Origin of the sequence: Rhizobium oryzihabitans, from assembly GCF_010669145.1 — a bacterium.
GTDB classification, from domain to species: Bacteria; Pseudomonadota; Alphaproteobacteria; order Rhizobiales; family Rhizobiaceae; genus Agrobacterium; species Agrobacterium oryzihabitans.
Map to the genome: position 1 here is coordinate 1,372,501 of NZ_CP048635.1, position 23,939 is coordinate 1,396,439.

Here is a 23,939-nt window from a genome sequence, read left to right on the forward strand (position 1 = left end):
AACTGGAGGGCCGAACCCGTATCTGTTGCAATAGATTGGGATGACTTGTGGCTAGGGGTGAAAGGCCAATCAAACTCGGAAATAGCTGGTTCTCCGCGAAATCTATTTAGGTAGAGCGTCGACCGAATACCCTCGGGGGTAGAGCACTGGATGGGCTATGGGGACTCACCGTCTTACTGATCCTAACCAAACTCCGAATACCGAGGAGTACTAGTCGGCAGACACACGGCGGGTGCTAACGTCCGTCGTGAAAAGGGCAACAACCCTGACCTCCAGCTAAGGTCCCCAAGTCATGGCTAAGTGGGAAAGGATGTGAGGATCCCAAAACAACCAGGATGTTGGCTTAGAAGCAGCCATCATTTAAAGAAAGCGTAACAGCTCACTGGTCTAAATAAGGGTCTTTGCGCCGAAAATGTAACGGGGCTAAAGCCATGCACCGAAGCTGAGGATATGCCGTAAGGCATGTGGTAGCGGAGCGTTCCGTAAGTCTGTGAAGGCGGACCCGTGAGGGCTGCTGGAGATATCGGAAGTGCGAATGTTGACATGAGTAACGATAAAGGGAGTGAGAGACTCCCTCGCCGAAAGACCAAGGGTTCCTGCTTAAAGTTAATCTGAGCAGGGTTAGCCGGCCCCTAAGACGAGGCGGACACGCGTAGTCGATGGGAACCACGTTAATATTCGTGGGCCTGGTGGTAGTGACGGATCTCGTGTGTTGTACATTCTTACTGGATTGAATGTGCGGCGAAGAGGTTCCAGGAAATAGCTCCACCGTATAGACCGTACCCGAAACCGACACAGGTGGTCAGGTAGAGTATACCAAGGCGCTTGAGAGAACTATGTTGAAGGAACTCGGCAAATTGCACGCGTAACTTCGGAAGAAGCGTGACCCCATTTTAGGCAACTATGATGGGGTGGCACAGACCAGGGGGTAGCGACTGTTTATCAAAAACACAGGGCTCTGCGAAGTAGCAATACGACGTATAGGGTCTGACGCCTGCCCGGTGCTGGAAGGTTAAAGGGAGGGGTGCAAGCTCTGAACTGAAGCCCCAGTAAACGGCGGCCGTAACTATAACGGTCCTAAGGTAGCGAAATTCCTTGTCGGGTAAGTTCCGACCTGCACGAATGGCGTAACGACTTCCCCGCTGTCTCCAACATAGACTCAGTGAAATTGAATTCCCCGTGAAGATGCGGGGTTCCTGCGGTCAGACGGAAAGACCCCGTGCACCTTTACTATAGCTTTACACTGGCATTCGCCAAGGCATGTGTAGGATAGGTGGTAGGCTTTGAAGCAGGGACGCCAGTTCCTGTGGAGCCATCCTTGAAATACCACCCTTATCTTCGTGGATGTCTAACCGCGGTCCGTTATCCGGATCCGGGACAGTGTATGGTGGGTAGTTTGACTGGGGCGGTCGCCTCCGAAAGAGTAACGGAGGCGCGCGATGGTGGGCTCAGACCGGTCGGAAATCGGTCGTCGAGTGCAATGGCATAAGCCCGCCTGACTGCGAGACTGACAAGTCGAGCAGAGACGAAAGTCGGTCATAGTGATCCGGTGGTCCCGTGTGGAAGGGCCATCGCTCAACGGATAAAAGGTACGCCGGGGATAACAGGCTGATGACCCCCAAGAGTCCATATCGACGGGGTTGTTTGGCACCTCGATGTCGACTCATCGCATCCTGGGGCTGGAGCAGGTCCCAAGGGTATGGCTGTTCGCCATTTAAAGCGGTACGTGAGTTGGGTTCAGAACGTCGTGAGACAGTTCGGTCCCTATCTGCCGTGGGTGTAGGAATATTGACAGGATCTGTCCCTAGTACGAGAGGACCGGGATGGACGTATCTCTGGTGGATCTGTTGTCCTGCCAAGGGCATAGCAGAGTAGCTATATACGGAATGGATAACCGCTGAAGGCATCTAAGCGGGAAACCAACCTGAAAACGAGTGTTCCCTATCAGAGCCGTGGAAGACGACCACGTTGATAGGACGGGTGTGGAAGCATGGCAACATGTGAAGCTTACCGTTACTAATAGCTCGATCGACTTCTTCGTTCCCATTGAATATGTTCATCAAGCAAAGCTTGATGACATCATTGTTCTGTCCTGACGCCCGAAGGGCTCCGGACGGGCCGCGCCATAGGGCGCGACGACCTCTGGTCTGTATGGCTGCCACGCTCATTGTTGAGCAAGGGAGCAATACGGACGGGTCACAGAAAGACGTGTTAAATTAAATGAAGCGCAAGCTTCCCAGCTTCTCGAAAACAACACTCATGTGAAAACATGAACTCTGTTGCGTTTTGCCGACCTGGTGGTTATCGCGGGGCGGCTGCACCCGTTCCCTTTCCGAACACGGCCGTGAAACGCCCCAGCGCCAATGGTACTTCGTCTCAAGACGCGGGAGAGTAGGTCGCTGCCAGGTCTGCAAAACGCAACAAACATCTTCTCAATCACACTTCGGCCCAGCCGATACCAAGGGCCGCATCAAGCGGCCTTTTTGCATTCCGGGACATAAAACCATAAGGCAAACGCCTCGTGCGTCCCTCACAGGAGACAAATCGCCTTCGGCAATTTGATCCGGCAGTATAGATCACAGCTTCGCTGTGATGCAGTCGCGATAAATCCAATAGGGATTTACGCCGGTAACGCGGGGTGGAGCAGCCCGGTAGCTCGTCAGGCTCATAACCTGAAGGCCGCAGGTTCAAATCCTGCCCCGCAACCATTTCCTACGCTGCAGTATCCCACAATAGCCCGAAACTACGATCCAGTACGCTAGACAGCTACGATCCTCGGCCTTAAATCCCCGACATAAAACACAAATTCTCAATTCAGCAGGTGTAAAGCAGGGGCGTACGTTGGCGCGGATCTTGCGGCGTGCCCGAGGGATATATGATGTGGCGGCAGTTCAATGTCGCAACTCTGACAGGCCGAAGGCGCCAACGCGGAATGCATATCTTTCCGATGACGCCACAAACGCCCTCGCGAGAACGAGCATTGTCACGCGGCATAATAATGAAATAGCGCTGTAGAGCATTTATTTCCCTAATCGTTGAAATATCGGCATACGCTATGTATTGCCGTGCGGTGTATATTTAGGAGTGAAATATAGAAATTTTTCTAACCACCCCTCGTTGCTTCTGAGTCAATGAGACGTTCAGAGATGACAACGCTGACGACCGGAACCAACCACTTTTGGAATGCAATGCTGGAGACTATCGTGGCCTTGGGCAAGGGCGCAGCGTCAGGGCTTACCCTGTTAGGCTAAACGCTTCGATCCACCAATGGCGGCAACACATGAGATACGGCACATAGGATTTGGCCTCTCCGGCGCTAAGCCTTGCTATCAGTTTCGATCTTGTTTGGTACGACGTCCACGGCACCGCGCCCGGATGTGGTGATCGACAAGGTCGCCGTCGCCGTCGAAAAAATTCGCGCAGCGGGAAAGATCGCCGGCACGCTTGCAACGCTGGAAGAAATCCCGCACTGGCGGGCGCGTGGAGTGCAGTTCTTTTACGTGCACTCCGACCCGTTTTTACGCCGCGGCCTTGCGGCGGTGAAGAATGCGCTCGCTCCTCAGTGAGGGTCTTTCGTGTAAACGAATGTCGGTACACACCAGTTAAAGCGTATTGCTAGGAGCCGGAGCATCAACCCGAGGGCCATTGCGACGAGCGAGGATATCGCGTGGGAAACCCCCAGGAGGGGCACGATCAAGTAGATCAGGCTCGTAAAGACCGAGACGGTTGCATAGAGTTCCGAACGAAACAAGAGCGGTACCTCGTTGCACAGGATATCCCGAAGTACGCCGCCCAGACATCCAGTCAGCACGCCTGCCGCCACCACGACAACCAGCGGCAGGTTGAGGTTTGACGCAATCTGGCAGCCGATGACGGTGAAGACGACCAGTCCTATCGCGTCAAGAAAAAGGAACATCTTGCGCAGGTGATACATATATCGGGCGATCGGGATCGTCGCCAGCGCAGATAATCCCGTCACGAGGAGATAGCTGGGATTTTCGACCCACGATAGCGGATAGTGGTTCAGAAAAACATCGCGCACGGTTCCACCGCCGAGGGCGGTAATGCATCCAAGCAGAAATACGCCGATCCAATCCATTTCGCGACGGCCGGCGGCGAGTGCGGCTGTCATGGCCTCTGCGACAATCGCAACGAAATAGAGGATGTGGATAATGTCGCTCGCCGGGGGAAAGATCATCAAATAACCTGAAAATTCAGTATCTGCGAATGACATGGGTTCATCGCCTATTCAGTAGTTCATCAAAGGATATGCCTGCGGGTTCCCGAATGACGGTCGAACCCCGAGGAGCGGTGCGGCGCGCGCGATGATGTCGCGCACCATCGGCGCGGCATTGAAGGCCGCCAGGCGCCCGCCACGCTCACCGGAAAGCGGGGCGTCAATGATCGACAGCACCAAATAACGAGGGCGGTGCATGGGGAATGCCGCGAGGAATGTATTGAAGTTCAGGTTCTTCGCGTATTTGCCATCGATAACCTTTTCCGCTGTCCCGGTTTTCCCACCTACATCAAAACCGGCCACCTGGGCGTTTCGGCCCGAACCTTGGGTGCCGTTGTACCAGAACAGCTCGCGGACCTTTGCGCTGGTCGAGGCCTGCAGGACACGTCTGCCGGTGATTTGGTGATGCCTCCCACTGTCGGCGATGAAGGTCGGGTGCCGAAATATGCCACCGTTTACGAGGGCCGCCGCAGCCGCAGCCGTCTGTAACGGTGTCGTGGCCAGACCGTGACCGAAGGAAATTGTTGCGGAATTGATCTTTTTCCAGTTCCTTGGCGCTGCGGGCGAGGCAATTTCCGGTAACTCCGTCTGCATCTTTGACAACAAGCCCAGTCTGAAGAGAAATTGCTGGTGACTTTCCAGGCCAACGAGATCAGCGATCTTTGCCGTGCCGATGTTTGATGAGTAGCGAAAGACTTCCCGGATTGTCAGCGGCCGTCCTCGGCCGTGAAAATCCCTGATGATGAAACCACCCATTTTCAGCGGGCGGGAGGCATCAACGACCGAGTTCAGATTGACGACGCCTGCATCAATCCCCATGGCAAGGGTGAACGCCTTGAAGGTCGAGCCCATTTCAACCGCTGAATTGCTCATGCGGTTGAACCATCCCTTTTCGTAGTCCCTGTCGATCGTGCCATCGGCAAGGCGCCGCGAAGGTTCATTCGGGTCATAGTCGGGGACGGACGCCATCGCGAGAACCTCGCCTGTGTCGACATCGATTACGACGGCACCTGCCGCTTCCGCCCGATAGTTCCTCAAGGCATCGCTAACGACGTTATGCACGATGCTCTGAACGCGCAAATCGATGGACAGCCGGACCGGTTCAAGCTGGGTGGGATCGGTAAGGCCAACTCCACGCAAGTCTGCCAGGCCTTGCCTGTCGAGATAGCGCTCAATGCCCGCCAGCCCCTGATTATCGATGTTGACATGCCCGACAATGTGAGATGCCACTGGCCCGCCAGGATAAAACCGCCGCTTTTCGGGTCTGAATCCGATGCCCGGAATGCCAAGGCGCATGATCTCAGCTTCCTGGCGGGGCGTAAGCTGTCTCCTGATCCACTGAAAACCGGAGTCAGACGTTAGTTTTCTGTGCAGATCAGCCCAATCCAGGTCGGGAACAACAGAGGCGAGCTTTTCGATGGCCTCATTTGCATCAACAACGCGGCGAGGCTCTGCATAAAGCGAGATGAGATTGATATCCGTTGCGATAAGCTGGCCGTTGCGGTCCAGAATGTCGGGGCGGGAGGCGATTATATTGGGAGATCGTGGAATACTCGCCGTCGCGTCACTCTCGGAAAAATAGCCATATTGCAGAAGGCGGACTGCGATCGCGGCATAACCGATCGCAAATGCCACGATTAGCAGGCCCACCCGCTGACGATTTCGAGCGGATGTTTTTGCGCTGCGTTTTTTGGCAGGGAGAACAAGGTATCCGACGGTACCTCTCCTGTAACGAGCAGTCAAAGACATGAAAATACTCCACGCTCAGGTATCGGGAATAGGGTGGGAATGCGGGCAGGTCCAACCGGTCACCGCACGCGCGCAGGACAGACCCTGTCACGCGGCATTTTACACCGCGCCAAATCCCGGAAAATTCGGCAATGGCGCAGGCTTGATCTGCGCATAATCAGGAACGCCACAAGGGCTTGAGACTTTCACTGATAAAGTCCATGGCAACACGTATCCGCGGCGTGTCGCGCACGTCTTCGTGGATCACCAGCCAAACGTCGATCCTGACGCCGGGATCGAGTGGATCGAACCTCACAAGACCGTGTTCCGCGGCGAGGTAGGCGGGCAGCAGTGCCACCCCGCAGCCGCCGGCGGCGGCCGCCGCCTGTATGCGCAGGTCGTTGCTGCACATGAACACCTCGTCGGCGGAAAGCCTGTCATCAAGCCAGCGATAGTGATCCGACTCCCGCATGGTATCATCGTAACTGATATAGAGAGGAGGGCCGTTTCTCGTCGGGTAGGCAGGGTCGGCATAGAGGAAATAGGGCAATTGTCCGAGGCGACGCGCAACCAGCGTGGCTTCGCTCGGCCGCTTCAGGCTGATGGCAATATCCGCCTCTCCCTTGGAGAGGGACATCGCTTCCATGGTACCGACAAGACGGAGCCTTACGTCAGGATGCTGAGATTGCAGCGCGGAGATTTGCGGCGCAATGAAGCTGTAGAGCAGCGATGGCGGCGCGGATACCACGATATCACCTTCGATACCGTTCTGGCCGGAACCGGCGCAGCGGCTCAGAGCAAATGCAGACCTGCTCATTTCCTCGGCGAAGTTCGCGACGTCGCGTCCCATATCGGTCAGTACATATGATCTTGGCCTGCGATCAACGAGCTTCACGGAAAGCGAGGTTTCCAGCGATGTGATGCGCCGACTTACAGTCGTATGATCGACGCGTAGCGCCTTGGCGGTTGCCGTGATCGACCCGTGGTGAGCGAAGGCGGAGAAAAATCGCAAATCTTCCCAATCGACCATTTTAAATTTCCTGAATTAGGTAGAGTTCGTACAAGAACCGCGTAGCGGTATCATCGCGAGAAGGCGGGTCGTGAGGTGCTTGCGCCACACCTGTCGAGCGCGTTGCCCGGTGAAACCGCGTGGAGCTGTTCAATTTTTGAAGGGGACCGGGGTGAAATGCCGCCGCTGAAGCCGGCTGACACGAGCTCCGACGCGCCGGAATGCGTCACGCCTGCCAGGGTCGTGTGCGGCAAATGCAATTGCCGCCACCGTCAATGAAAATGGTCTTGAAACTGCGTCAACGCAATCGACTGTCGATGGGGAAGGGTGACTTCCAGCCATAGGTGCTCCTTGCCCCGTTTTTGGGCTTTTGGCACCCCCTCTGTCATTGGCCTGAGAGATTCGCTCACCTTGTTTCGGCGAACTTACACCATCGGCGCGAGCATCAGCTCGCTTTTCAGAGTTTGTATGATCTTGCAGCGGTCCTTTTGCCTGAGAGTTTCCGGGGTGGTTGCTCCGTCGGCGCCGATGTCGGGAGAAATCGGTCTCTCCCGCTGCTCGATATGTGTTGCCCCACGCCTCAATCACGAGGTCTGGAGCGTTGCGATCTGGCGTTTTCACGACCGAAAGGCCCCAGATCCGCTAAACCGAACTACCGCGAGATATGGTGTCGTTTATGGCGTAAATTTGACCCGCAGCGGTTATTCTTAATCATTTCCCGCTCAGATTGACGTTATCAGATGACCAAAAGGGGTGTTTTCCCTTTCACTCGATCATAAAGATCGATCGCATCCTGCATCAGCATTCTTACGCAACCCGAGGAAGAATTCTTGCCTATGGTTCTCCAGCTTGGTGATCCGTGAATACGATAGAGCGTATCCTTGCCGTTCTGGAAAATGTACATGGCGCGCGCACCGAGAGGATTCCGGGGGCCGGGGCCATTCCGCCTGCTTCAACACTATATGGCTTGAGTTCAGGATTGCGGGCGATCATATCGTCCGGCGCCTTCCACCTTGGCCACTTCTGCTTCCATTGAACGACGGCGCGCCCTTTCCATGATCGGCCCTGAGTTCCAAGCCCGACGCCGTAACGTATGGCTCGGCCACGGGGAAGAACCCAGTAGAGGAACCTCTCATTTGTATCCACGACAATTGAATAGGCAGGCTCTGCGGTGATGTATTCGACCTCCTGTCGGAGGTATTGTGGGTCAATGGCGCGGTAATTGACTGCTGGAACGTCAAAGCCGCCATCCGCCAGCGCCGCATAAATTTCGTCGTAAGCGAAACCGGTACCCGCAGGCTTTGGCCTATTGTCCTTCGCCGTTTTTGGAGCTGTCGTCGTTTCATTTTTGTTTTCGGGCAGGGTAGCCGCGGCAACTTCGAGTTTCGTCTTGGGAACCTGCTCGCAACCTGTGGCCAGAAATGAGCTGATTGCCAAGGTGAGCAACGATCTGCGAGACAAGTGAGAATTGATTTTCTGTTCCAAGGCTGTTCTGCTGTCGAATTCTAGGGGCTATGCCGGGATCGGGGCGGACAACCGGCAAAGCGCCACGGCCCGGATGTCTGCTGCGCGACAGAAACCATGAAATCTGCCCATTCGATACTGCGCAAATGCGCAGATTGGCCCTGCGCCATTCCCGGTAAGAACGGCTTCGGTATGTACTCGGGTCTATCTTGCAAACACGACTTTTTGTCCTCTTCCGATAACTTCCGGGTCGGTCATGAAATCCGTCCGGTAACCGGGGTTGTGTCCCACTTCTGACGCCAATTGATCAAACCTGCCGCGCTTTATACCAGCGTGTCATAGTGCAACATCGCGGCCTTCATGACGTACATCCAGTCTAAAAACACGCGAGTTATCGCTCCATTTTCAAGCGAAATCGTTCTCGCCCGCCGGAAAAACCAAGAACCGGCCAATACCTCAATTGGAGCCCTTGATGCTCCAATAAGCTGTTTAGCCAAGCTGCCAAGCGAAGTAGCTTTGAGCACAGGCGGGTGCTTTGAGTACAGGACAGAAGTCCTCAATGGCGAAGTTAGCATTATCTTTGGCCAAATGTGTCGGTGACTCCGCGTTGGTCTTAACGCGATGCCCCTTAAACTCCAAAGCTCGAGAAGACGAACCTCCTGGCCATGGAGATCCGCAACTTAATGAGCGCAGACTTTTCTTACGGACAGTGGGAGGCAAAGATGCATAGACACTCGGATATCTCGAATATAGGGGTCGTTGAGATTGTTAAGTCAGCGATCGCTGATGGAAGGGCAAGTTTCAACGTCCAATCAGTTCATTCGGTCGAACCATTTGATGCTGTGTTCTATCGCGAATGCTTAGCAACGTTGCAGGGAACAGACGGCTGCCATTATGGCGCGGGTATATTTATTCCGGCGCTTGAGGAGTTGGGATACTGCTCTTTGATTGACGAGAACGTGGTCCGCCTCGCCCTTGACGAGCTGGAAATCGATCCCTGTGCGGTCCTCGGCTGCAATATATCGGCCGATAATTTGCGCAATCGCGAAACGTGGGACCTGATTGCCGGCCAGGTCCGGTCTCGTCCAACACTAGCGTCTCGACTAGTTCTCGAATTGACAGAGACGCGGCCACTACTCGATGTGACACGATCGGTAAACATGCTGAACGAGATGCGGGAGTTGGGATGCCGGATTGCGCTGGATGACTTTGGCGCAGGCTACGCATCTCCGCAACTACTCCGCTTGGTTGATTTTGATATCGTCAAAATCGATCGGTCGTTCTTGCAGCCCACAAGACGGTCTTGCTTGGACCTTGATGCTCTGGCGCATCTTATCAGCTTCGCGTCTTGCTACTCTCCTGTAGTTGTTATGGAAGGTGTCGAGACGATCGAAGACGCGCAATCAGCCGCATTGTGTGGTGCGACACACCTTCAAGGTTACGGAATCTCACTGCCGGTTCCAGTTAGTGCGAACAAAACTGGATTTAGGGGTAGTTATGCTACGCAAGCTGCAGATATCACGTGCCCAAATGTCGCCCCGGGCTCCGCCTCGAATGTTTACCGCGCACACCATGATGGCCGGCTTAAATCGTGGCCTCCGGGAGAGAGCCGCCAAGCTCCCCTTCCTGTCACTGACTTTCCTTAAACTCAAGTCGAACTAGCCAACAAGAAAATCGCAGGTAACATTAATGATTCATGCCAGGAACATGAATACCGTACATGAGTCAATTCGTTCAACTGCGGCGGGTCGTTCAACTGCGGCGGGCGCTGTAGTCTCCCCGGTTGGAAGTGTTGAACCAGAGACGGTCGGGGACCTTTCCGTATTTCGAGTGCGTCCAACATTTCGAGATCCTACCGCGCTTTTTCGTGCCGACGCGGCAGGATTTTTGATTCAATATGCAGCTGCGTTTGTTTATCTTTTGGTAAGGAGCTCTACCAGCTGGTATCTGGCGGGCGCAATCGCATGAAAATAAGTGTTGATCAGGCTCTCAGTAGCACGCGGTCGAATCGGAATAGCCTTGTAATAGCAGTCGAAAATCTGCGTCACATTGCGTTGTGCTATGGCGATGGGATTGCTGCTCGAGTGCTCTACACTGCATGCCGCAGAATAGAATCCATTTTGCCAGACTCATTCGGTGCCCTAACGATCGAGCCGTCAGGATTGCGTGTCCAGGGGTGGGGCTGGGACGGTGAGGTTGAACAGACAAGAGTGCTTCCGGCTCTGTTGCTTCTTTGCGAGCCGCCCATTGATATTGGACAAACGAGAATCAGCGTGGCGGTTAGCGTGAACAAAACTCAATGTTTTCCCGGCTTCGACCACAAATATTGGGTTCCCGCTTGTTTCGAACAGTATAGATCAGACATGGAGATTGCTGTGGTGCTCTACGATGCTTTGAGCAGTAACCGCGTCGACTTGATGGAGTACCCGTTGAATGCGGTAGAGAGTAACGCCCGATGCCCGTACCACAGGATCCAGTTAAAGAGCATCCGATGTGGTACAAAGGTGATAGCAACAGAGAATATTCCGAGTGTCTTGGAGCGATTGCGCCTAACGCGTGCCTACGACCGATACTTGGTCCATGCGACGATAGATCGTCTGAAAACTCGTCCAGATACGAAGCTCGGTTGTGAAGTGTCAGCCTTGTCTGCTGTTGATGATATCTGGTGGACTTCGGTTCGGGACGAGCTGACCCGAAATCCATCTATTGCAGGACGCTTGGTCATCGAGATCAGGGAAGCGAGCGATCCGGAAAGCCGGCTACAGATGACTGGCTTCATCCTTGCTATGCAAAAACTCGGTTGCGGCGTGAGTTTCTCGGGCTACGGTAGTGGAACGGCGTGCCAAAGATGACAATGGCGTTTGCGGTTATCTAAACTGTCGACCGGTGGTCTCGCCTCTGGTGATCCTAGGCCTCGTATCTTCCTGCACCCGTAAACCGGGCGCAGATTGAGATCGCACCTTCCGGACAATGTAAGAATGTGCCGCCGGTTAAGACGAATGCTTGAGACCCCTAACTTTTACGATTGAACCGTTCCCGGTAGTCTGCCGGTGAGACCCGAAGTCGCCGTTGGAATACCCGACGCATATTGTCCGCACTTCCAAAGCCAGAATTGTAAGCAATTGCCTTCAAAGGCTGGCAGGTTTCTTCCAGTAGATGCCTTGCGGTGTCTAGCCGGGCCTGCTCGACGAATACGCGGGGGGTCACACCTGTCACGCGTGTGAAGTGACGCGAGAAGCTTCGCGAACTCATTCCGGCGATGGCCGCGAGTTTGCTCAGATTGTAGTCGTCGCCCGCATTCTCCATCACATGTGCTTTCACGCGAAAAATGGACATATCGCCATCGGGTGGTGCATTCAGTTGGGGCAGATATTGCGTATGTTCCGCTCGGCGTTTGGCCACCACTACCAGTTGCTGCGCGATCCGTAGCGATAGTTCGGCGCCGTGATGGTCAGCTACAAGCGTCAATGCGAGGTTGATTGCCGCGGCTACCCGGCTGACGTAATGAGAGTCCCACTTCGCATAACGATGCGGTCAGCTTCAACTCGGCTGGAAGGAAAGCGCGCGCCAAGTTCCTGGGCCGATTCCCAGTGCGTTGTCACGGTGTGGCCGTCTAACAAACCAGCATCACCCAGCGCGAAAGCGCCAGTGCAGATGGAGCCATAAATATTCGCTCGCCCGCAAACCTCCCGCAACCAAGCGCAAAGCGTAGGATCGTGAGTGTACGTAGGTGAGCTTGCAACAAGAACGACGTCATAGTTACCAATGGCCTCTTCACAGCAGAGATCGGGAAGGACGTGCGACCCGTTACACAGTCGAACGGGCCCGGGCTGGGCCGACACGAGCAAAAACCGATATCCGTCTTGTGGCCCAAGCAACGTGTTGGCTTCTGCAAACACATCCATCGGTCCAGCCAAGTCTAATGCAGTAGAGTCTGGACTAAAGGCCATAATAACGGTCCGTTGAGCGCACATCAGATTTCACCTTCACCGGCGAAGCTGATTCGACCGTGCTCACGGCCAAAAGCGTCGAGAAAAGTATCAAAAGCTGCACAGACGGCGTCCAGGCAAATGGGTACGTTCAGGTCATTCGGTGCTAGCTTTAGGTTTACTTGTACAAAGTAAGCTCGTACCGAAGCGTGGAGTTGGCCAATGTTATTAAATAACATAACATGAGAGGCCAAATTTTGAGACTTGGAGCGAGGCATTGAAATCATCTTCTTGCGCAAAGTTATCCGGGCCTTTCCGATCAAGTGTCCATGAGCGCAAATTTCCCTCACCACCTTAAGGCTGGCTTAAGGCTACCATTGAACCACAATCTTTGCCGCCACCAACGCGTGAAGCTGGCGCAAACGATGCGAGCGCATCTGCTCGTCTCGCTGCATGCTGATGTCTTAAATAACCGATCGGTGAGGGGTGCGAGCGTCTATTGACCATCTCCCAAATCTTCGGAAGCGCAGGCGGAGGAACTCGCTACTATTAATAATCTGGTCGTTTCGGCGGGCTCCACTGATACCCACGAACTTCCCCTTGGCGTGAGCGCGATCATGGAAGATCTGATTTTCCGGGAGAAACAGGTCTTCTCTTTCGAAATTCAGCGCTCGATGGTCACAGCGCTAGGGCGCCGCGTGCCGCTCCTGAAGAACCCGGAGCGCCACGGGAATTTTCTATTACTGCGCACAGGAAGTATTCCAAGTATACTTTTGGAAATGGGTTTTCTTTCAAACCTATAGGATGAGGCTCTGCTTAATGACAATGACGATCAGGACAAAATCGTACTTGGATCAGTGAAGGCTATAATGGCCTGTGTGCATCGATTCGCCGCCGTTGGATCCACCCAGTAAGTACTTTGGGCGACCGGGCGGGGCCTACAGCGAGGATAAATCTCATGCTCCTCGCCGCTGACCTTTTCCCGCCCCGTCATGGTCCCACCTCTAACTGTTCAATATCGGCTTAGAATTTCACACTAAACTTCGCATTGACGCCGTTGTTGATTGTGCCCGATCCGAACTGTCCGTTGTAGGAGACGCCCAGTTTTGCGGATTTGGTAAAGTGAATATCGAAGCCCGCCTCGATCAGAGCGACGTTCCTGGCAATCGGCGCCCCTGAAACAGTGAACGTCTCGGATCCGACAAAGCTTGCTGTCGACGTGGGGGTGACGTCGCCATAGCTATGCCGCCAGCCGATATCGCCGCGCGCCGTCACCAATGTCTCACCGATGTCGAGTTCGGTCGCGACACGCAAACCAATTGTGGTGAACCAGGTGTTCATCGTTGCTGAGGTTACCGACAACGATGCCGCGGTACGACCAGCTTCACCAAACTCGTCGCTGTTGAAACGCACAAAACCGGCGTTAGCATAGGGTTCGAAAATGGTGCGATCCATGTTCAACTCATATCCCACCTCTCCGAAGAGCTGCAGTGTAGAGGCGTCATACTCACTGGACAGGCGATCGGAGAAGCCAGGAAAAGCGACGTTACGGTTCATAGAAAGATCGTGCCATGTGTGCGCCAATCCGGACCGAAAATTGAGCGCGGAACTTTCAGACAGCGTCCACTGCGACGCCGCGTAAGTTCCAAGCGTGTAGTTCTTGCTGTCTCCCGACGACGAGCGTTCGTTCACATCAAAGCTCGAGTGGCCGTAACCCGCCATGATACCCACACGCCATGTATCGAATAGGTCTACGTCAATCCCGCTAGCGAAACCGCCGATCGAAGAACTCACGTCTCCGAATAGACTGTTGCCATCGTAGCTTCCCCAGGAACCATATGAGGTGGTCCATGCAAAATAGGGATTGGATTCCTGAGCTGGAGCGGTTGCACTTTGACCAAACGCCTGCTGCATGCGACCGTTCATGGCGCCCCGGACGAAATGGGACTGATCCACCAGAACACCGGCGGCTGTGGCATAGGCCTCACCGGAAAGGCGATCGAAACTTGCCCGCGCTTCGTCCGCGTTCAACATCAGGAGATCATTATAGAGTGCAAGGGAAGAACCGGACTGCGCCAATCCATCCAGAGCAGTCGCTGTGGCAAACTGGTTTGACGTCTCTGCAACGGTTGGGAAGAGGCGATGGGGAACGCCGGCATCGGGACCAACGGCGGGCTTTTTGAGCGACACCGTAAGATCAACGCTTTTAGGGTTGTAAGCCACGCCGAGGTTCAAAAATGCCGAACTCGACAGGGTGTCGGAAAACACGCCATTGACACCGCCTTCTGCGTTCAGAATACGATAGCTCCGCTCGGTCTGGTAACTGGTATCGGCATCGACAGAAACAATGCGGATATTGCCGCCGGCGAGATCGGCTTTACCTGTCACGTTGACCAGATCGGAGCGACCGTCGCTTGCAATTTCCGTTTCGAAGTGGGAACCGGAAGCCATCTTCAGATCACCGTCGATGGTCAGTGTCCCGATTGAGTTGCCTGCGGCAAGCGTGCCCCCAGACAAAATACTGGTCAGCGACCCGGTACCCGAACCAACAATCCCCGAACCACCCAGTCTTGCCCCTTCCAGCACGCTCAGGTTACCGCCGAGCGCTCCGTCTGAGCCCGGCTTTCCGACGAGCAGAGCTCCATTCCTGACGGTCGTTTGGCCCGCAAAGTGAGAACTGTCACCTGTCAGAAGAAGTGATCCAGATCCGGCCTGAATAATCTCCCCGGTCCCGCTAATGGAATTTGCCGATGTCACATCGTCGGATCGATCAAAAACCAGTATCGCCTCGTTATTTATATCTCCCAGAATACTGCCGGACGTGCCGCCATCGCCGAGCTTAAGCGTACCAGCCTCAACCGTCGTACCGCCAGAAAACGTGTTCGTGCCCGTCAATGTAAGCGTGCCGGCGCCAACCTTGCGAAGGCCATTCGACGACAGCTGTCCGGTACCAGTCGAAACGACGGACTCAAGCTGGTGTCTACGGTATGCCTCCGAGAAACCATCGCGTATTGAACCTGAAATAGTGTCGTTCTTGCCGAGACCACCGGTCACCAGACTTTGGTCACCGAGATAGACATCGCCTGCTCCCGAAAGCGAGCCTATCGCCATAGGAGACGTTTTCGTTGGACTAGCCTGAATGGTTGCGCCGTTCTTGTTGATAACGGTGGCCGATGCACCATGGCTCTGGTTTCCGAACAGGACCAAGCTGTCCGCGTCATTTGTGACAGTCGCAGTGCCTAACGTTGACTGGTCAGCCAAAAGAATTTGACTACGCGAGTTATAAATCTCAGCCGCACCGCCGGTGCTATCCTTGTAAAACAGGATCAGACCGTCATCCACATTGTTGACCGAAGCATTCTCCAAGGTTGATCCTGTTTGCAAGGAGATTAGACTTGCGGAGTTGCGGACTACTGCGGATCCTGCCTTCGAACCGCTTTCTAGGATCATCGCTCCGCCCTGAGACAACTCAATTTCGGCATGATCGGCCGATGCTCTATCGGCGAACACAACAGAACGGCCATTCAGCGAAATCTTGCCGTTTCCGGCATTTGAGCCATTATTAAAAATAACAGAATGATGCAGAGATTGAGTTCCACTAAGTATTTTCTTCCGCACTTCACTTGTTATTACTTCGACGTCTCCAGCTTGTAATTTTGAAAAGATCGCTTCGTTGTTTGCAGTCGCCCCGTAGTTAAAGCCAACCTGTCCGTTCAACGACAAGTCAATTACTTTTGTATTCAGGGTGCTGGAGTGGCCAATGATGCCCAAATATTTGCCATTCTTCACTACAACCGTTTTGGCAGTAGCTCCTGGAAAATCAATAGCAGCGTCTAACTTGTCGATCACCACATCCGTGGTTGAATCTGGGACTGTTCGAGTACTCCAGTTTTCTGGATCAGACCAATTAAATCCCGGTCCGACAAACTCGGCTTGTTGGGAAAAAGCGGTGACGCTCATTCCCGTAAGGATAGTGGTACTGAGCAAGAGCGTAGAAATCGACTTACATGCTGACATTCTCTTCACAGGCATTTCCCTTCTGATCACAGGGCACACATTGGTCCATTGCGTCCTGCGTCCCGAATCCTCGTCAGGTCGAGATTCTCTAGGTTGACAGAAATCTTGATAATCGCTGTGTTGCTCGTAGCGGGCGCGTTGGTGACCCGCAACGCGCTCGATACTGTGTTTCTCGCCAAATATACGTGCTAATGAGCCAGCAATATTTTTCAGGCGATTCTGAAGAGAACTATCTCAAATAGCCCTGTTACATGCCTCACGCGCTGAGTGGAGTGCGTCGCCTTTAGTGAGTGTGACCGATCGATCGACGATGCCGGTTCCTAGCGGTCACACTTCTTTGCGAACGGACGGAAGGGGATCCAAAAGTGAGTTTTTTAAATTTGGACCTGTTCGCCTACCCTCTTTCACGATCAAACCTTGTTGGTGAAAGAGATAGCCAGGATGGCACGAGTCCCGCGGCAGCTTGACAACAGACTGGGACGGCGAGTGCGAGAGTTCTTATGAGGGAGAGCAGAGAAATCTGCCGGAGGTCCTCGTAATAAAGAGATCACGCGTTTGCTCTTGGCAGCACCGTCTAGCGGAGACAAAAACGCCGAGCCGTCGCACCCCAAAAACTCGCCTGCGAGAAAAGAAAGCGTGCCGCTTGCGGATCGGTACATCAACCCATACGACAGCGATTGATGGAGAGATCAATGCTCAGGATTAACAATTTTGCTCGCGAGATGAAATGGGCTAGAAAGGGTCACTCCGATTGTATCAAATACGAATGCTCCCGCTCGCCCAAACTCGGACCCTTGCCCACCGATACTTTCTTCCAACTGCGGCAGCAGCGCCGCTAGTGCCGTGTAGCGATCATGGTTGAGCAGGCCCGACGCTTCCACGTCAGAAATATCAATGAATTGTACGCCGTAGCGCAAGGCAACTAGCTGGACGGAAGGGTTCTCGACATCCAGTGCCCCAATCCGTTTAACATCAGCTGAGAGCGGCGGTGCAAAAGTCGTCCACGGTAGCGGCGGCATAATGCTTCTGCGGGCGGAGTAAAATCCGGCCACCTATTTCCTTTCTGCAATGATCGCAGGAGGGACAGGGGATCTACACCGTGGAATTATACCTCAAGGTTCGCCTGGCTGTTTCCGAAGGGATGACGCAGCGTCAGGCAGCAAAGTATTTCAACATATCGCGCGACAGCGTGGCCAAGATGGTGGCCTATTCGACGCCGCCCGGCTATCAGCGGCGATCACCGATCCGGCGTCCGAAGCTTGATGCGTTCGTTTCGACGATCGACCATTGGCTCGATGAAGACCTGAAGGTGCCGCGCAAGCAGCGCCATACGGCCAAGCGGGTGTTCGACCGCCTGCGCGACGAATGCGGGTTCACCGGCGGCTACACGATCATCAAGGATTATATGCGCGATCGGGATCAGCGCCGACAAGAGGTGTTTGTGCCGCTGTCGCATCCGCCCGGCCATGCGCAGGCGGACTTCGGTGAGGCGACGGTCGTGATTGGCGGCGTGGAGCAGAAGGCGCGCTTCTTCGTGCTCGATCTGCCGCATAGCGACGGCTGCTATGTGCGGGCCTATCCGGCGGCGGTGGCCGAGGCCTGGGTCGACGGCCACATCCATGCATTTGCCTTCTTTGGGGCCGTGCCACAGTCGATCGTCTACGACAACGACCGTTGCCTGGTGGCGAAGATTTTGCCTGACGGCACCCGCAAGCGCGCGACGTTGTTCAGCGGCTTCCTGTCCCACTACCTTATCCGGGATCGCTATGGCCGTCCCGGCAAGGGCAACGACAAGGGGAACGTCGAGGGTCTCGTCGGCTATGCCCGGCGCAACTTCATGGTGCCGATCCCGCAGTTTGCGACATGGGAGGCGTTCAACACCTTTCTGGAGGAGCAGTGCCGGAAGCGCCAGCGCGACAGGCTGCGCGGCGAGAGCGAGACGATCGGCGAGCGCTTGCGGCGCGATCTGGCTGCCATGCGCGCCTTGCCAGCCTCGCCATTTGATGCCTGCGACCAGGCAAGTGCCAAGGTGACGGCGCAGTCGCTGGTGCGCTACAAGACCAACGACTATTCCGTCCCGGTCGCCTATGGCCATCAGGATGTGTGGGTGCGCGGCTATGTCAACGAAGTGGTCATCGGTTGCCGTGGCGAGATCATCGCCCGCCATCCTCGGTGCTGGGAACGGGAAGACGTCGTCTTCGATCCTGTCCATTACCTGCCGCTGATCGAGCAGAAGATCAATTCGCTGGATCAGGCAGCGCCCCTCCAGGGCTGGGACTTGCCGCAAGAGTTCGCTACGCTGCGCCGGTTGATGGAAGGCCGCATGGCCAAGCACGGCCGGCGTGAGTACGTGCAGGTCCTCCGCCTGCTGGAGAGCTTCGAACTCGCCGATCTGCATGCGGCGGTGAAGCAGGCGATCCAGCTTGGCGCCATTGGCTTTGACGCCGTCAAGCATCTGATCCTGTGCCGGGTGGAACGCCGGCCGCCCAGACTGGACCTGTCCATCTACCCCTATCTGCCGAGGGCGACGGTCGAGACGACCTCGGCGAAGGCGTATATGCGTCTCCTGTCGTCGGATGCGGGAGAAGCCGCATGAACACCGAAGCACCCGAGATCCTGCTCGCGCACTATCTCAAGGCCCTGAAGCTGCCGACCTTCCAGCGCGAGCACCAGAAGCTGGCCCGGCTATGCGCAACCGAGGGCGTCGATCACGTCGGCTACCTGTTCCGGCTTGCCGAACGGGAAACGATCGAGCGGGATCGCCGCAAGGTCGAACGTCGCATCAAGGCGGCCAAATTCCCGGTCGTCAAAAGCCTGGATAGCTTCGACTTCACAGCTATCCCCAAGCTCAACAAGATGCAGGTGCTGGAACTGTCCCGCTGCGAATGGATCGAGCGCCGCGAGAACGTCATTGCTCTCGGTCCCAGTGGAACCGGCAAGACGCATGTTGCTCTCGGCCTCGGCCTGGCCGCCTGCCAGAAGGGCTTGTCCGTCGGCTTCACCACGGCCGCCGCCCTGGTCAGTGAGATGATGGAGGCGCGTGATGAGCGGCGTCTTCTCCGCTTCCAGAAGCAAATGGCGGCCTACAAGCTACTGATCATCGACGAGCTGGGCTTCGTCCCGCTATCAAAGACCGGCGCGGAGTTGCTGTTCGAGCTGATCTCGCAACGCTATGAGCGCGGTGCCACCCTGATCACCAGCAATCTGCCTTTCGACGAATGGACCGAAACCCTGGGATCCGAGCGTCTGACCGGCGCGTTGCTCGATCGCATCACCCACCACGTCAACATCCTCGAGATGAACGGCGACAGCTATCGTCTCGCCCAGAGCCGCGCCCGAAAGGCCGGCTGACACCTCTCAAAAAATCGCCGCCCCCGCCTGAGACCCCCGCTCGGGCTACGCCCTCCCGGCGGTCTCAGGCGGCCGCCATAGTGGCCGACTTTTGCTCCGCCCCGTGGCCGGTTTTTACTCCGCCGTTGACAGTGGCTTCATCATAGTTGTACTGCGTCGAGCTCTTTTTCGAGAGGAAGCCCTTGGATGAGGAGCTCTGTTCGAACTCCGCCGTATTCTTGCCCGACGCGATCAGCAGATCGCCGCCCGCGCTGACATTGATATCGGCTTTGCTGGTCTCATCGCCAGCCATCACCTTCGAGGCGGAGACGACGGTATCTCCACCTGAGACGATGGACACGCCCTTCCCACCGCTGACCGATGATCCGACAGCGGTCTCCGTTTCCGTGTGGCTCGTCGTTTGTTTGCTTCCGCCGAACAGGCCACCCTTTTTCCTGTAGGTGTAATCTATCGTGGTGGTGTCGATGGCCTCAGCGACTGTCACATCGCCGGTCGCCTTCAGACCAACCGTTCCATCGGCAGCAATGTTGCTGCCGATGACGTTGAGGTTGCCACCTGCATTGGCGGAGATCGATCCGCCAGCCGTGATCTCGGAACCCTGGCTTGTGGTTCTGACAACCGTCGTAGAACTCCGCTTGTCGCGCAATGTGCTGGTTGTCGACCGTTCGGTCACGGAGATATTGATGTCTCCGTCCGAGGTCAGGGCGAGATTGTTGCCAGCGTTCACCTTCGTATTGGCAAGCAAAATCGTGTTAGTACCGTTGAGGGAGAGATCACGACCCGCGCTCAAGGTTCCGCCGATCGACGAGAGAGAGCTCGCCGCAATGGCAAGATCGCTGTCAGAGAGAACCGTGCCGCTATTGGCAAAGACACCGGTGTCGATGGCAACGCTATTGCCGGCGATCAAGGCTCCGGCGGCGTTGAGTTTCTTCCTGTCATTGGCGGCGAGATGCAGTACCGGCGCAAGAACTGTCGTACCGTTAACCGTCTGCCACTCATAGACGATGAGGGATTCGGTGAGGCTGGCGATCTCCTCAGCCGTCAAAGGTTGGCCGAGCGGGCGCTGCGGCGCTCCGAGATAGGCGGCTCCATTGTCGAGAAGCTGCTTTATCCGGGTAATTGAATCCTGCCCGGTCAAACCTGAGCCCGTGGCCAGTCTGATCTGTTGCTCAATATACTGGTTTTCGAAATAGGCGTCCCCAAGGAACTGGATCTGGCGATCCGGCTGGTAGCCGATGCGACGAAGGAAATAGCTGGAGCCATAGAATTTCGAGACGTCGAGGAAGGCGGCGCGGGTTTCATAGAGGAATGTCTGGCCGGGAATGGTGCCGCCAAAGCCGCCGGACTGTGGGGTGGCGACACCGCCAAGCGTGAACAGCGCACCGCTTGCCGTCATGCCGGACAGGAGTTCGGTCGGATTGTTCGAAAGCGCAGGCGCTGCAACGGCAACATGGTCGGCGATCGATCCGGCAATCGCGGTATTGTTGACGGCAGCAAAGCCGGTGATACCAAGTGCTCCGCCCGAGCGGATTGCCGCTGGAACCCCACCGATCGCCTCGACGCTTTCCACGGTTCGTCCGGGGCCGATATCCTTTGACGCATCCCGCGTTCCAAACGGGCTGGGGCCAGGCATGGAAACCTGATATGAGAATTCATGGCCTCCGGTATCGCCGCTGTCCCGCCTTTCTTCCCACTGGAAGATGACATCAGGATAATATTGGCAACCCGAGTTTTGATTGCAGTTGACCGACGTCGTGCGCTGCAGCTGCAAGCCGAGATTTGTCAGCGTGCCTGTGCCAACAAACGTCATGCCGGAGCCGGCTTCAATGTTGCTGTAGGCATTGGTAAGATCGACGGTATCGACAAAAAGCGTATTACCCGCCTTGATCGTCGCCGCGGGGCTTCCAGCCGATGTGAGGCGGTCCTCGGTCACATCACGATAGACATGGCGAATGGGGGCACCAATGACGAACTGCTTATCAGCAAAAGAGACGGAAGATGAACAATCTCCACACAGGCGTGCATAATAAGTGTCATAAGCCGACACGAGTGCGTTTGAGATTTGCTGGCTCGTATAGGTCGGAGCCACGCTTTTCTCGTTACGCAGATTTGCCGTCAGGATCGAGATATTGCGACCAGAGGAAATCAGACCTGAACTGTTGACCGTAGCAGCATTGCGCGCGCCAGAAGCACTTCCAGCAATTGTGAGGTCACGACCTGCGACAATCGCCCCCTGATCATTGGCCAGCACCCCGCCCACGAAAAGTGCGGCGTCGTTACCGGCATAGATGAGCCCCGTGGCGGTGTTGGTCAGGTTGCCGGCGATATTGAGGGTAAGGTCATTGCCAGCAGCCAACTGACCGGAGTTGCCAAGTTGTGAAAGCGACAGCGTCAGATCATGGGCCGCCAGAATATTGGTAGCGCCATTCGCAGCAAGGCTACCCGCTTTAATCGCGATGTCACCTGACCCCTGAACGGAACGAGCTGTGCTGCTCACGGTGACAGCATTGAGCCGCGCACCGGTCAGATCTGTCGTTCCAGATGAGGTGAGATCAATGCCACCTGACGTCAGCGTGCTGTTGGTGAGATTGATATTATTGGCATTGATGTAGAGCGTGCCGGATGTGGCAAGTCCGCTCCGGTTATTGGAAAGGTCGGCATTTTGCTGCCTGATCCTGATGTCGCCGCCGGCGGCCGTGCGCTTGTCGAAGCTGATGATACCATTTGTCGAAGACAGCAAAACGTCTCCGTTTGCCTCCAGGCTGTCATAGCGGATGTCGCTGCCAGCCGAAGCCAGCAAACTCCCTTCAGCAAGTACCAGCCCGGAAATCCCCAGATTAAGGCCGGAGAGCAGAGCCAAATCGCCTTTCGAAAGGAGTGAGCCCGCCGTGATCGCTCCTGAGGCCGCCGTAAGCGACATCGCCGCGCCAGACTGGGCCGTGCTGCGGATAGCAATGGATCCAGCCCCCGACCACAGCGAAACAGGACCGGCAGCCGACGCGTCGGCCAAGGCAATACGACCGTCTGCCAGAACGTTGAGTACGCCACTAGCCCCGAGAGTACCGCTGACATCGATGAAGCCTGCTCCGCCATTGATCAGGATATCCTCTTCTGCACCGATAGAAGCGACCCTGGCGTCCTTGCCCGCCTTGACCGACACCGATTTTTTCGAGGTCAGACGACCGGCCGAAACACTCCCCTTCGAAGAGATGCTGACGCCGTTATTGCCAGAGGCATTGCCGATCGAAATTTTACCGTCTGCCGACAGCGAAAGCTCCCCGGCATTGGCCGCCATGTCGCCGCGCATGCGAACGCCGGCACCTTTTTCCGTGACAACCATCTTGATGCGGCCGGCCTGCATGGCCCCGAGTGCTGAACCATCGATTGCGTATTCAGGTGTTCCGGAGGTGGCATCGAGCGCTGTTGCCTCCCCGGTGGCATAATCGAACTTGCTCTTGCCGGCGGTCAGACGCAGATCCTCACCGTAGATCGTTCCGTCGATCTGGATGGTACGGGACACGACATCGAACAGACTGACTGCACCATCACCAAGCGCAAAATTCCCACCCCCAGAGCCGAAAGTGACATCCCCTGCGTTGACCGTGAATCCATTGAGACGTCCATCGCTGCCGATGTCAGGTACACCCGTCGTCAGCGTGGCTCGTGGCGTGTTGATGAAACCGCAGCCGTCGCAGGTGATCCCGTTCGGATTGGCAATGATGACATCGGCCCTGCCACCGAACACTTCGGTTGGACCGAGAAGCGAACTGCGGTTTTGCGACGTGACCTCATTGAGGATGATGGACGCAGGGCCTTTACCTTGCAGATTTGGATTGCCGGGTGTCACGCCACCCAGTTTCGAGGTGCCCACCTCACCATTGAAGTTGTTGAGAATGACCCCCAGTGTGCCGACGTTGAAATTGTTGTATTTGTTGTGCGACAGACCTTGGCTGTTGGGTCCGACGATATCAATGAGCGGCACGCCGTTCGGAGCAGCCCCTATCCCGGGGCGATTTGCAAAAGATCCTCCAACTTCCGGCGATATGTCCTGTGCGTGAAGAAGCACTGGCTGAAGCACGAGCGTAAAACTGACAACAGTGGCAATGATTTTTTGAGCCAGCGTCCCGGCATTGGCGAACAACGCGAGATCGGTTGTTTTGCGTGGAAGACGCTTAAACTGTGATGTCATTGTTGTTCGCCTCTC

13 protein-coding genes, 1 tRNA gene, 2 rRNA genes, 2 pseudogenes and 1 riboswitch (1 of these 19 running past the window's edge) are annotated in these 23,939 nt (G+C 55.6%); of the genes and pseudogenes, 9 read left to right on the forward strand and 9 right to left on the reverse strand.

Annotated elements, in window-relative coordinates:
• The 4 genes and pseudogenes from G3A56_RS23090 to G3A56_RS23105 all read left to right on the forward strand — a co-directional run.
• A 23S ribosomal RNA gene (locus G3A56_RS23090) occupies positions 1-2,041 on the forward strand (it extends 845 nt beyond the left edge of the window).
• A 252-nt stretch (positions 2,042-2,293) separates the two neighbouring features.
• Positions 2,294-2,408: ribosomal RNA gene (gene rrf, locus G3A56_RS23095) — 5S ribosomal RNA — on the forward strand.
• 224 nt (positions 2,409-2,632) lie between these two features.
• Positions 2,633-2,708: transfer RNA gene (locus G3A56_RS23100), tRNA-Met, on the forward strand.
• Positions 2,709-3,365: 657 nt separating this feature from the next.
• A pseudogene (locus tag G3A56_RS23105) lies at positions 3,366-3,566 on the forward strand (HpcH/HpaI aldolase family protein); the annotation flags it as partial.
• Here the strand turns inward: G3A56_RS23105 and G3A56_RS23110 are convergent.
• The 4 genes and pseudogenes from G3A56_RS23110 to G3A56_RS23125 form a co-directional block, all read right to left on the reverse strand.
• On the reverse strand, positions 3,560-4,234 hold the full coding sequence (locus G3A56_RS23110) for a trimeric intracellular cation channel family protein (RefSeq protein WP_246231410.1): 675 nt from the start codon (positions 4,232-4,234) through the stop codon (positions 3,560-3,562). The pseudogene G3A56_RS23105 and the gene G3A56_RS23110 sit on opposite strands and share 7 nt — an antisense overlap.
• Positions 4,235-4,249: 15 nt before the next feature.
• Positions 4,250-5,986: a peptidoglycan D,D-transpeptidase FtsI family protein gene (locus G3A56_RS23115; protein ID WP_246231411.1), complete on the reverse strand. Its 1,737-nt coding sequence runs from the start codon at positions 5,984-5,986 to the stop codon at positions 4,250-4,252.
• A gap of 157 nt (positions 5,987-6,143) precedes the next feature.
• Entirely contained in the window at positions 6,144-6,995 is an 852-nt protein-coding gene (locus G3A56_RS23120; RefSeq protein ID WP_082185036.1) for a LysR family transcriptional regulator, read from the reverse strand.
• Positions 6,996-7,444: 449 nt separating this feature from the next.
• A riboswitch (glycine riboswitch) is annotated at positions 7,445-7,538 on the reverse strand.
• A gap of 172 nt (positions 7,539-7,710) precedes the next feature.
• Positions 7,711-8,459, reverse strand: a pseudogene (locus G3A56_RS23125) (L,D-transpeptidase).
• A 644-nt stretch (positions 8,460-9,103) separates the two neighbouring features.
• Between G3A56_RS23125 and G3A56_RS23130 the strand changes: the two are divergent.
• Positions 9,104-10,084: an EAL domain-containing protein gene (locus G3A56_RS23130; protein ID WP_082185035.1), complete on the forward strand. Its 981-nt coding sequence runs from the start codon at positions 9,104-9,106 to the stop codon at positions 10,082-10,084.
• Positions 10,085-10,723: 639 nt separating this feature from the next.
• Complete coding sequence (locus G3A56_RS23135) at positions 10,724-11,290, forward strand: EAL domain-containing protein (RefSeq protein ID WP_164056837.1); 567 nt, start codon at positions 10,724-10,726, stop codon at positions 11,288-11,290.
• Between the two features lie 160 nt (positions 11,291-11,450).
• Here the strand turns inward: G3A56_RS23135 and G3A56_RS29490 are convergent, their stop codons facing one another.
• Together G3A56_RS29490 and G3A56_RS29495 are read right to left on the reverse strand one after the other, a co-directional pair.
• Complete coding sequence (locus tag G3A56_RS29490; protein ID WP_343044296.1) at positions 11,451-11,906, reverse strand: helix-turn-helix domain-containing protein; 456 nt, start codon at positions 11,904-11,906, stop codon at positions 11,451-11,453.
• A 20-nt stretch (positions 11,907-11,926) separates the two neighbouring features.
• Positions 11,927-12,412, reverse strand: a complete 486-nt coding sequence (locus tag G3A56_RS29495) for a DJ-1/PfpI family protein (protein ID WP_343044297.1) — start codon at positions 12,410-12,412, stop codon at positions 11,927-11,929.
• A 284-nt stretch (positions 12,413-12,696) separates the two neighbouring features.
• Between G3A56_RS29495 and G3A56_RS29790 the strand changes: the two genes are divergently transcribed.
• Complete coding sequence (locus G3A56_RS29790; protein WP_082185031.1) at positions 12,697-12,870, forward strand: N-acetylmuramoyl-L-alanine amidase; 174 nt, start codon at positions 12,697-12,699, stop codon at positions 12,868-12,870.
• Between the two features lie 520 nt (positions 12,871-13,390).
• Here G3A56_RS29790 and G3A56_RS23155 read toward each other — a convergent pair.
• Positions 13,391-16,327 carry an autotransporter outer membrane beta-barrel domain-containing protein gene (locus G3A56_RS23155; protein WP_164056839.1) on the reverse strand — a complete coding sequence of 979 codons (2,937 nt, stop codon included), beginning with the start codon at positions 16,325-16,327 and terminating at the stop codon, positions 13,391-13,393.
• Positions 16,328-17,073: 746 nt separating this feature from the next.
• Positions 17,074-17,436: an alpha/beta hydrolase gene (locus G3A56_RS23160; protein ID WP_246231412.1), complete on the reverse strand. Its 363-nt coding sequence runs from the start codon at positions 17,434-17,436 to the stop codon at positions 17,074-17,076.
• 47 nt (positions 17,437-17,483) lie between these two features.
• Between G3A56_RS23160 and istA the strand changes: the two genes are divergently transcribed.
• On the forward strand, positions 17,484-18,980 hold the full coding sequence (gene istA / locus G3A56_RS23165; protein ID WP_137039966.1) for an IS21 family transposase: 1,497 nt from the start codon (positions 17,484-17,486) through the stop codon (positions 18,978-18,980).
• Positions 18,977-19,735 (forward strand): IS21-like element helper ATPase IstB, encoded by a 759-nt coding sequence (istB, locus tag G3A56_RS23170; RefSeq protein WP_082182890.1) that lies wholly within the window; start codon positions 18,977-18,979, stop codon positions 19,733-19,735. The genes istA and istB overlap by 4 nt, the downstream gene beginning before the upstream one ends.
• Before the next feature lie 64 nt (positions 19,736-19,799).
• Here the strand turns inward: istB and G3A56_RS23175 are convergent, their stop codons facing one another.
• Positions 19,800-23,924, reverse strand: coding sequence for a two-partner secretion domain-containing protein (locus G3A56_RS23175; RefSeq protein WP_246231413.1), 4,125 nt, complete (start codon positions 23,922-23,924; stop codon positions 19,800-19,802).
• Between the last annotated feature and the right edge of the window lie 15 nt (positions 23,925-23,939).

Bases quoted from the DNA above. Each gene is read 5' to 3' on its own strand.
- G3A56_RS23120 (WP_082185036.1), bottom strand. From the start codon at position 6,995: ATGGTCGATTGGGAAGATTTGCGATTTTTCTCCGCCTTCGCTCACCAC.
- G3A56_RS29790 (WP_082185031.1), top strand. From the start codon at position 12,697: ATGAGCGCAAATTTCCCTCACCACCTTAAGGCTGGCTTAAGGCTACCA.
- G3A56_RS23175 (WP_246231413.1), bottom strand. From the start codon at position 23,924: ATGACATCACAGTTTAAGCGTCTTCCACGCAAAACAACCGATCTCGCG.
- G3A56_RS23130 (WP_082185035.1), top strand. From the start codon at position 9,104: ATGGAGATCCGCAACTTAATGAGCGCAGACTTTTCTTACGGACAGTGG.
- G3A56_RS23155 (WP_164056839.1), bottom strand. From the start codon at position 16,327: ATGAGCGTCACCGCTTTTTCCCAACAAGCCGAGTTTGTCGGACCGGGA.
- G3A56_RS23115 (WP_246231411.1), bottom strand. From the start codon at position 5,986: ATGTCTTTGACTGCTCGTTACAGGAGAGGTACCGTCGGATACCTTGTT.
- istB (WP_082182890.1), top strand. From the start codon at position 18,977: ATGAACACCGAAGCACCCGAGATCCTGCTCGCGCACTATCTCAAGGCC.
- G3A56_RS29495 (WP_343044297.1), bottom strand. From the start codon at position 12,412: ATGTGCGCTCAACGGACCGTTATTATGGCCTTTAGTCCAGACTCTACT.
- G3A56_RS23110 (WP_246231410.1), bottom strand. From the start codon at position 4,234: ATGTCATTCGCAGATACTGAATTTTCAGGTTATTTGATGATCTTTCCC.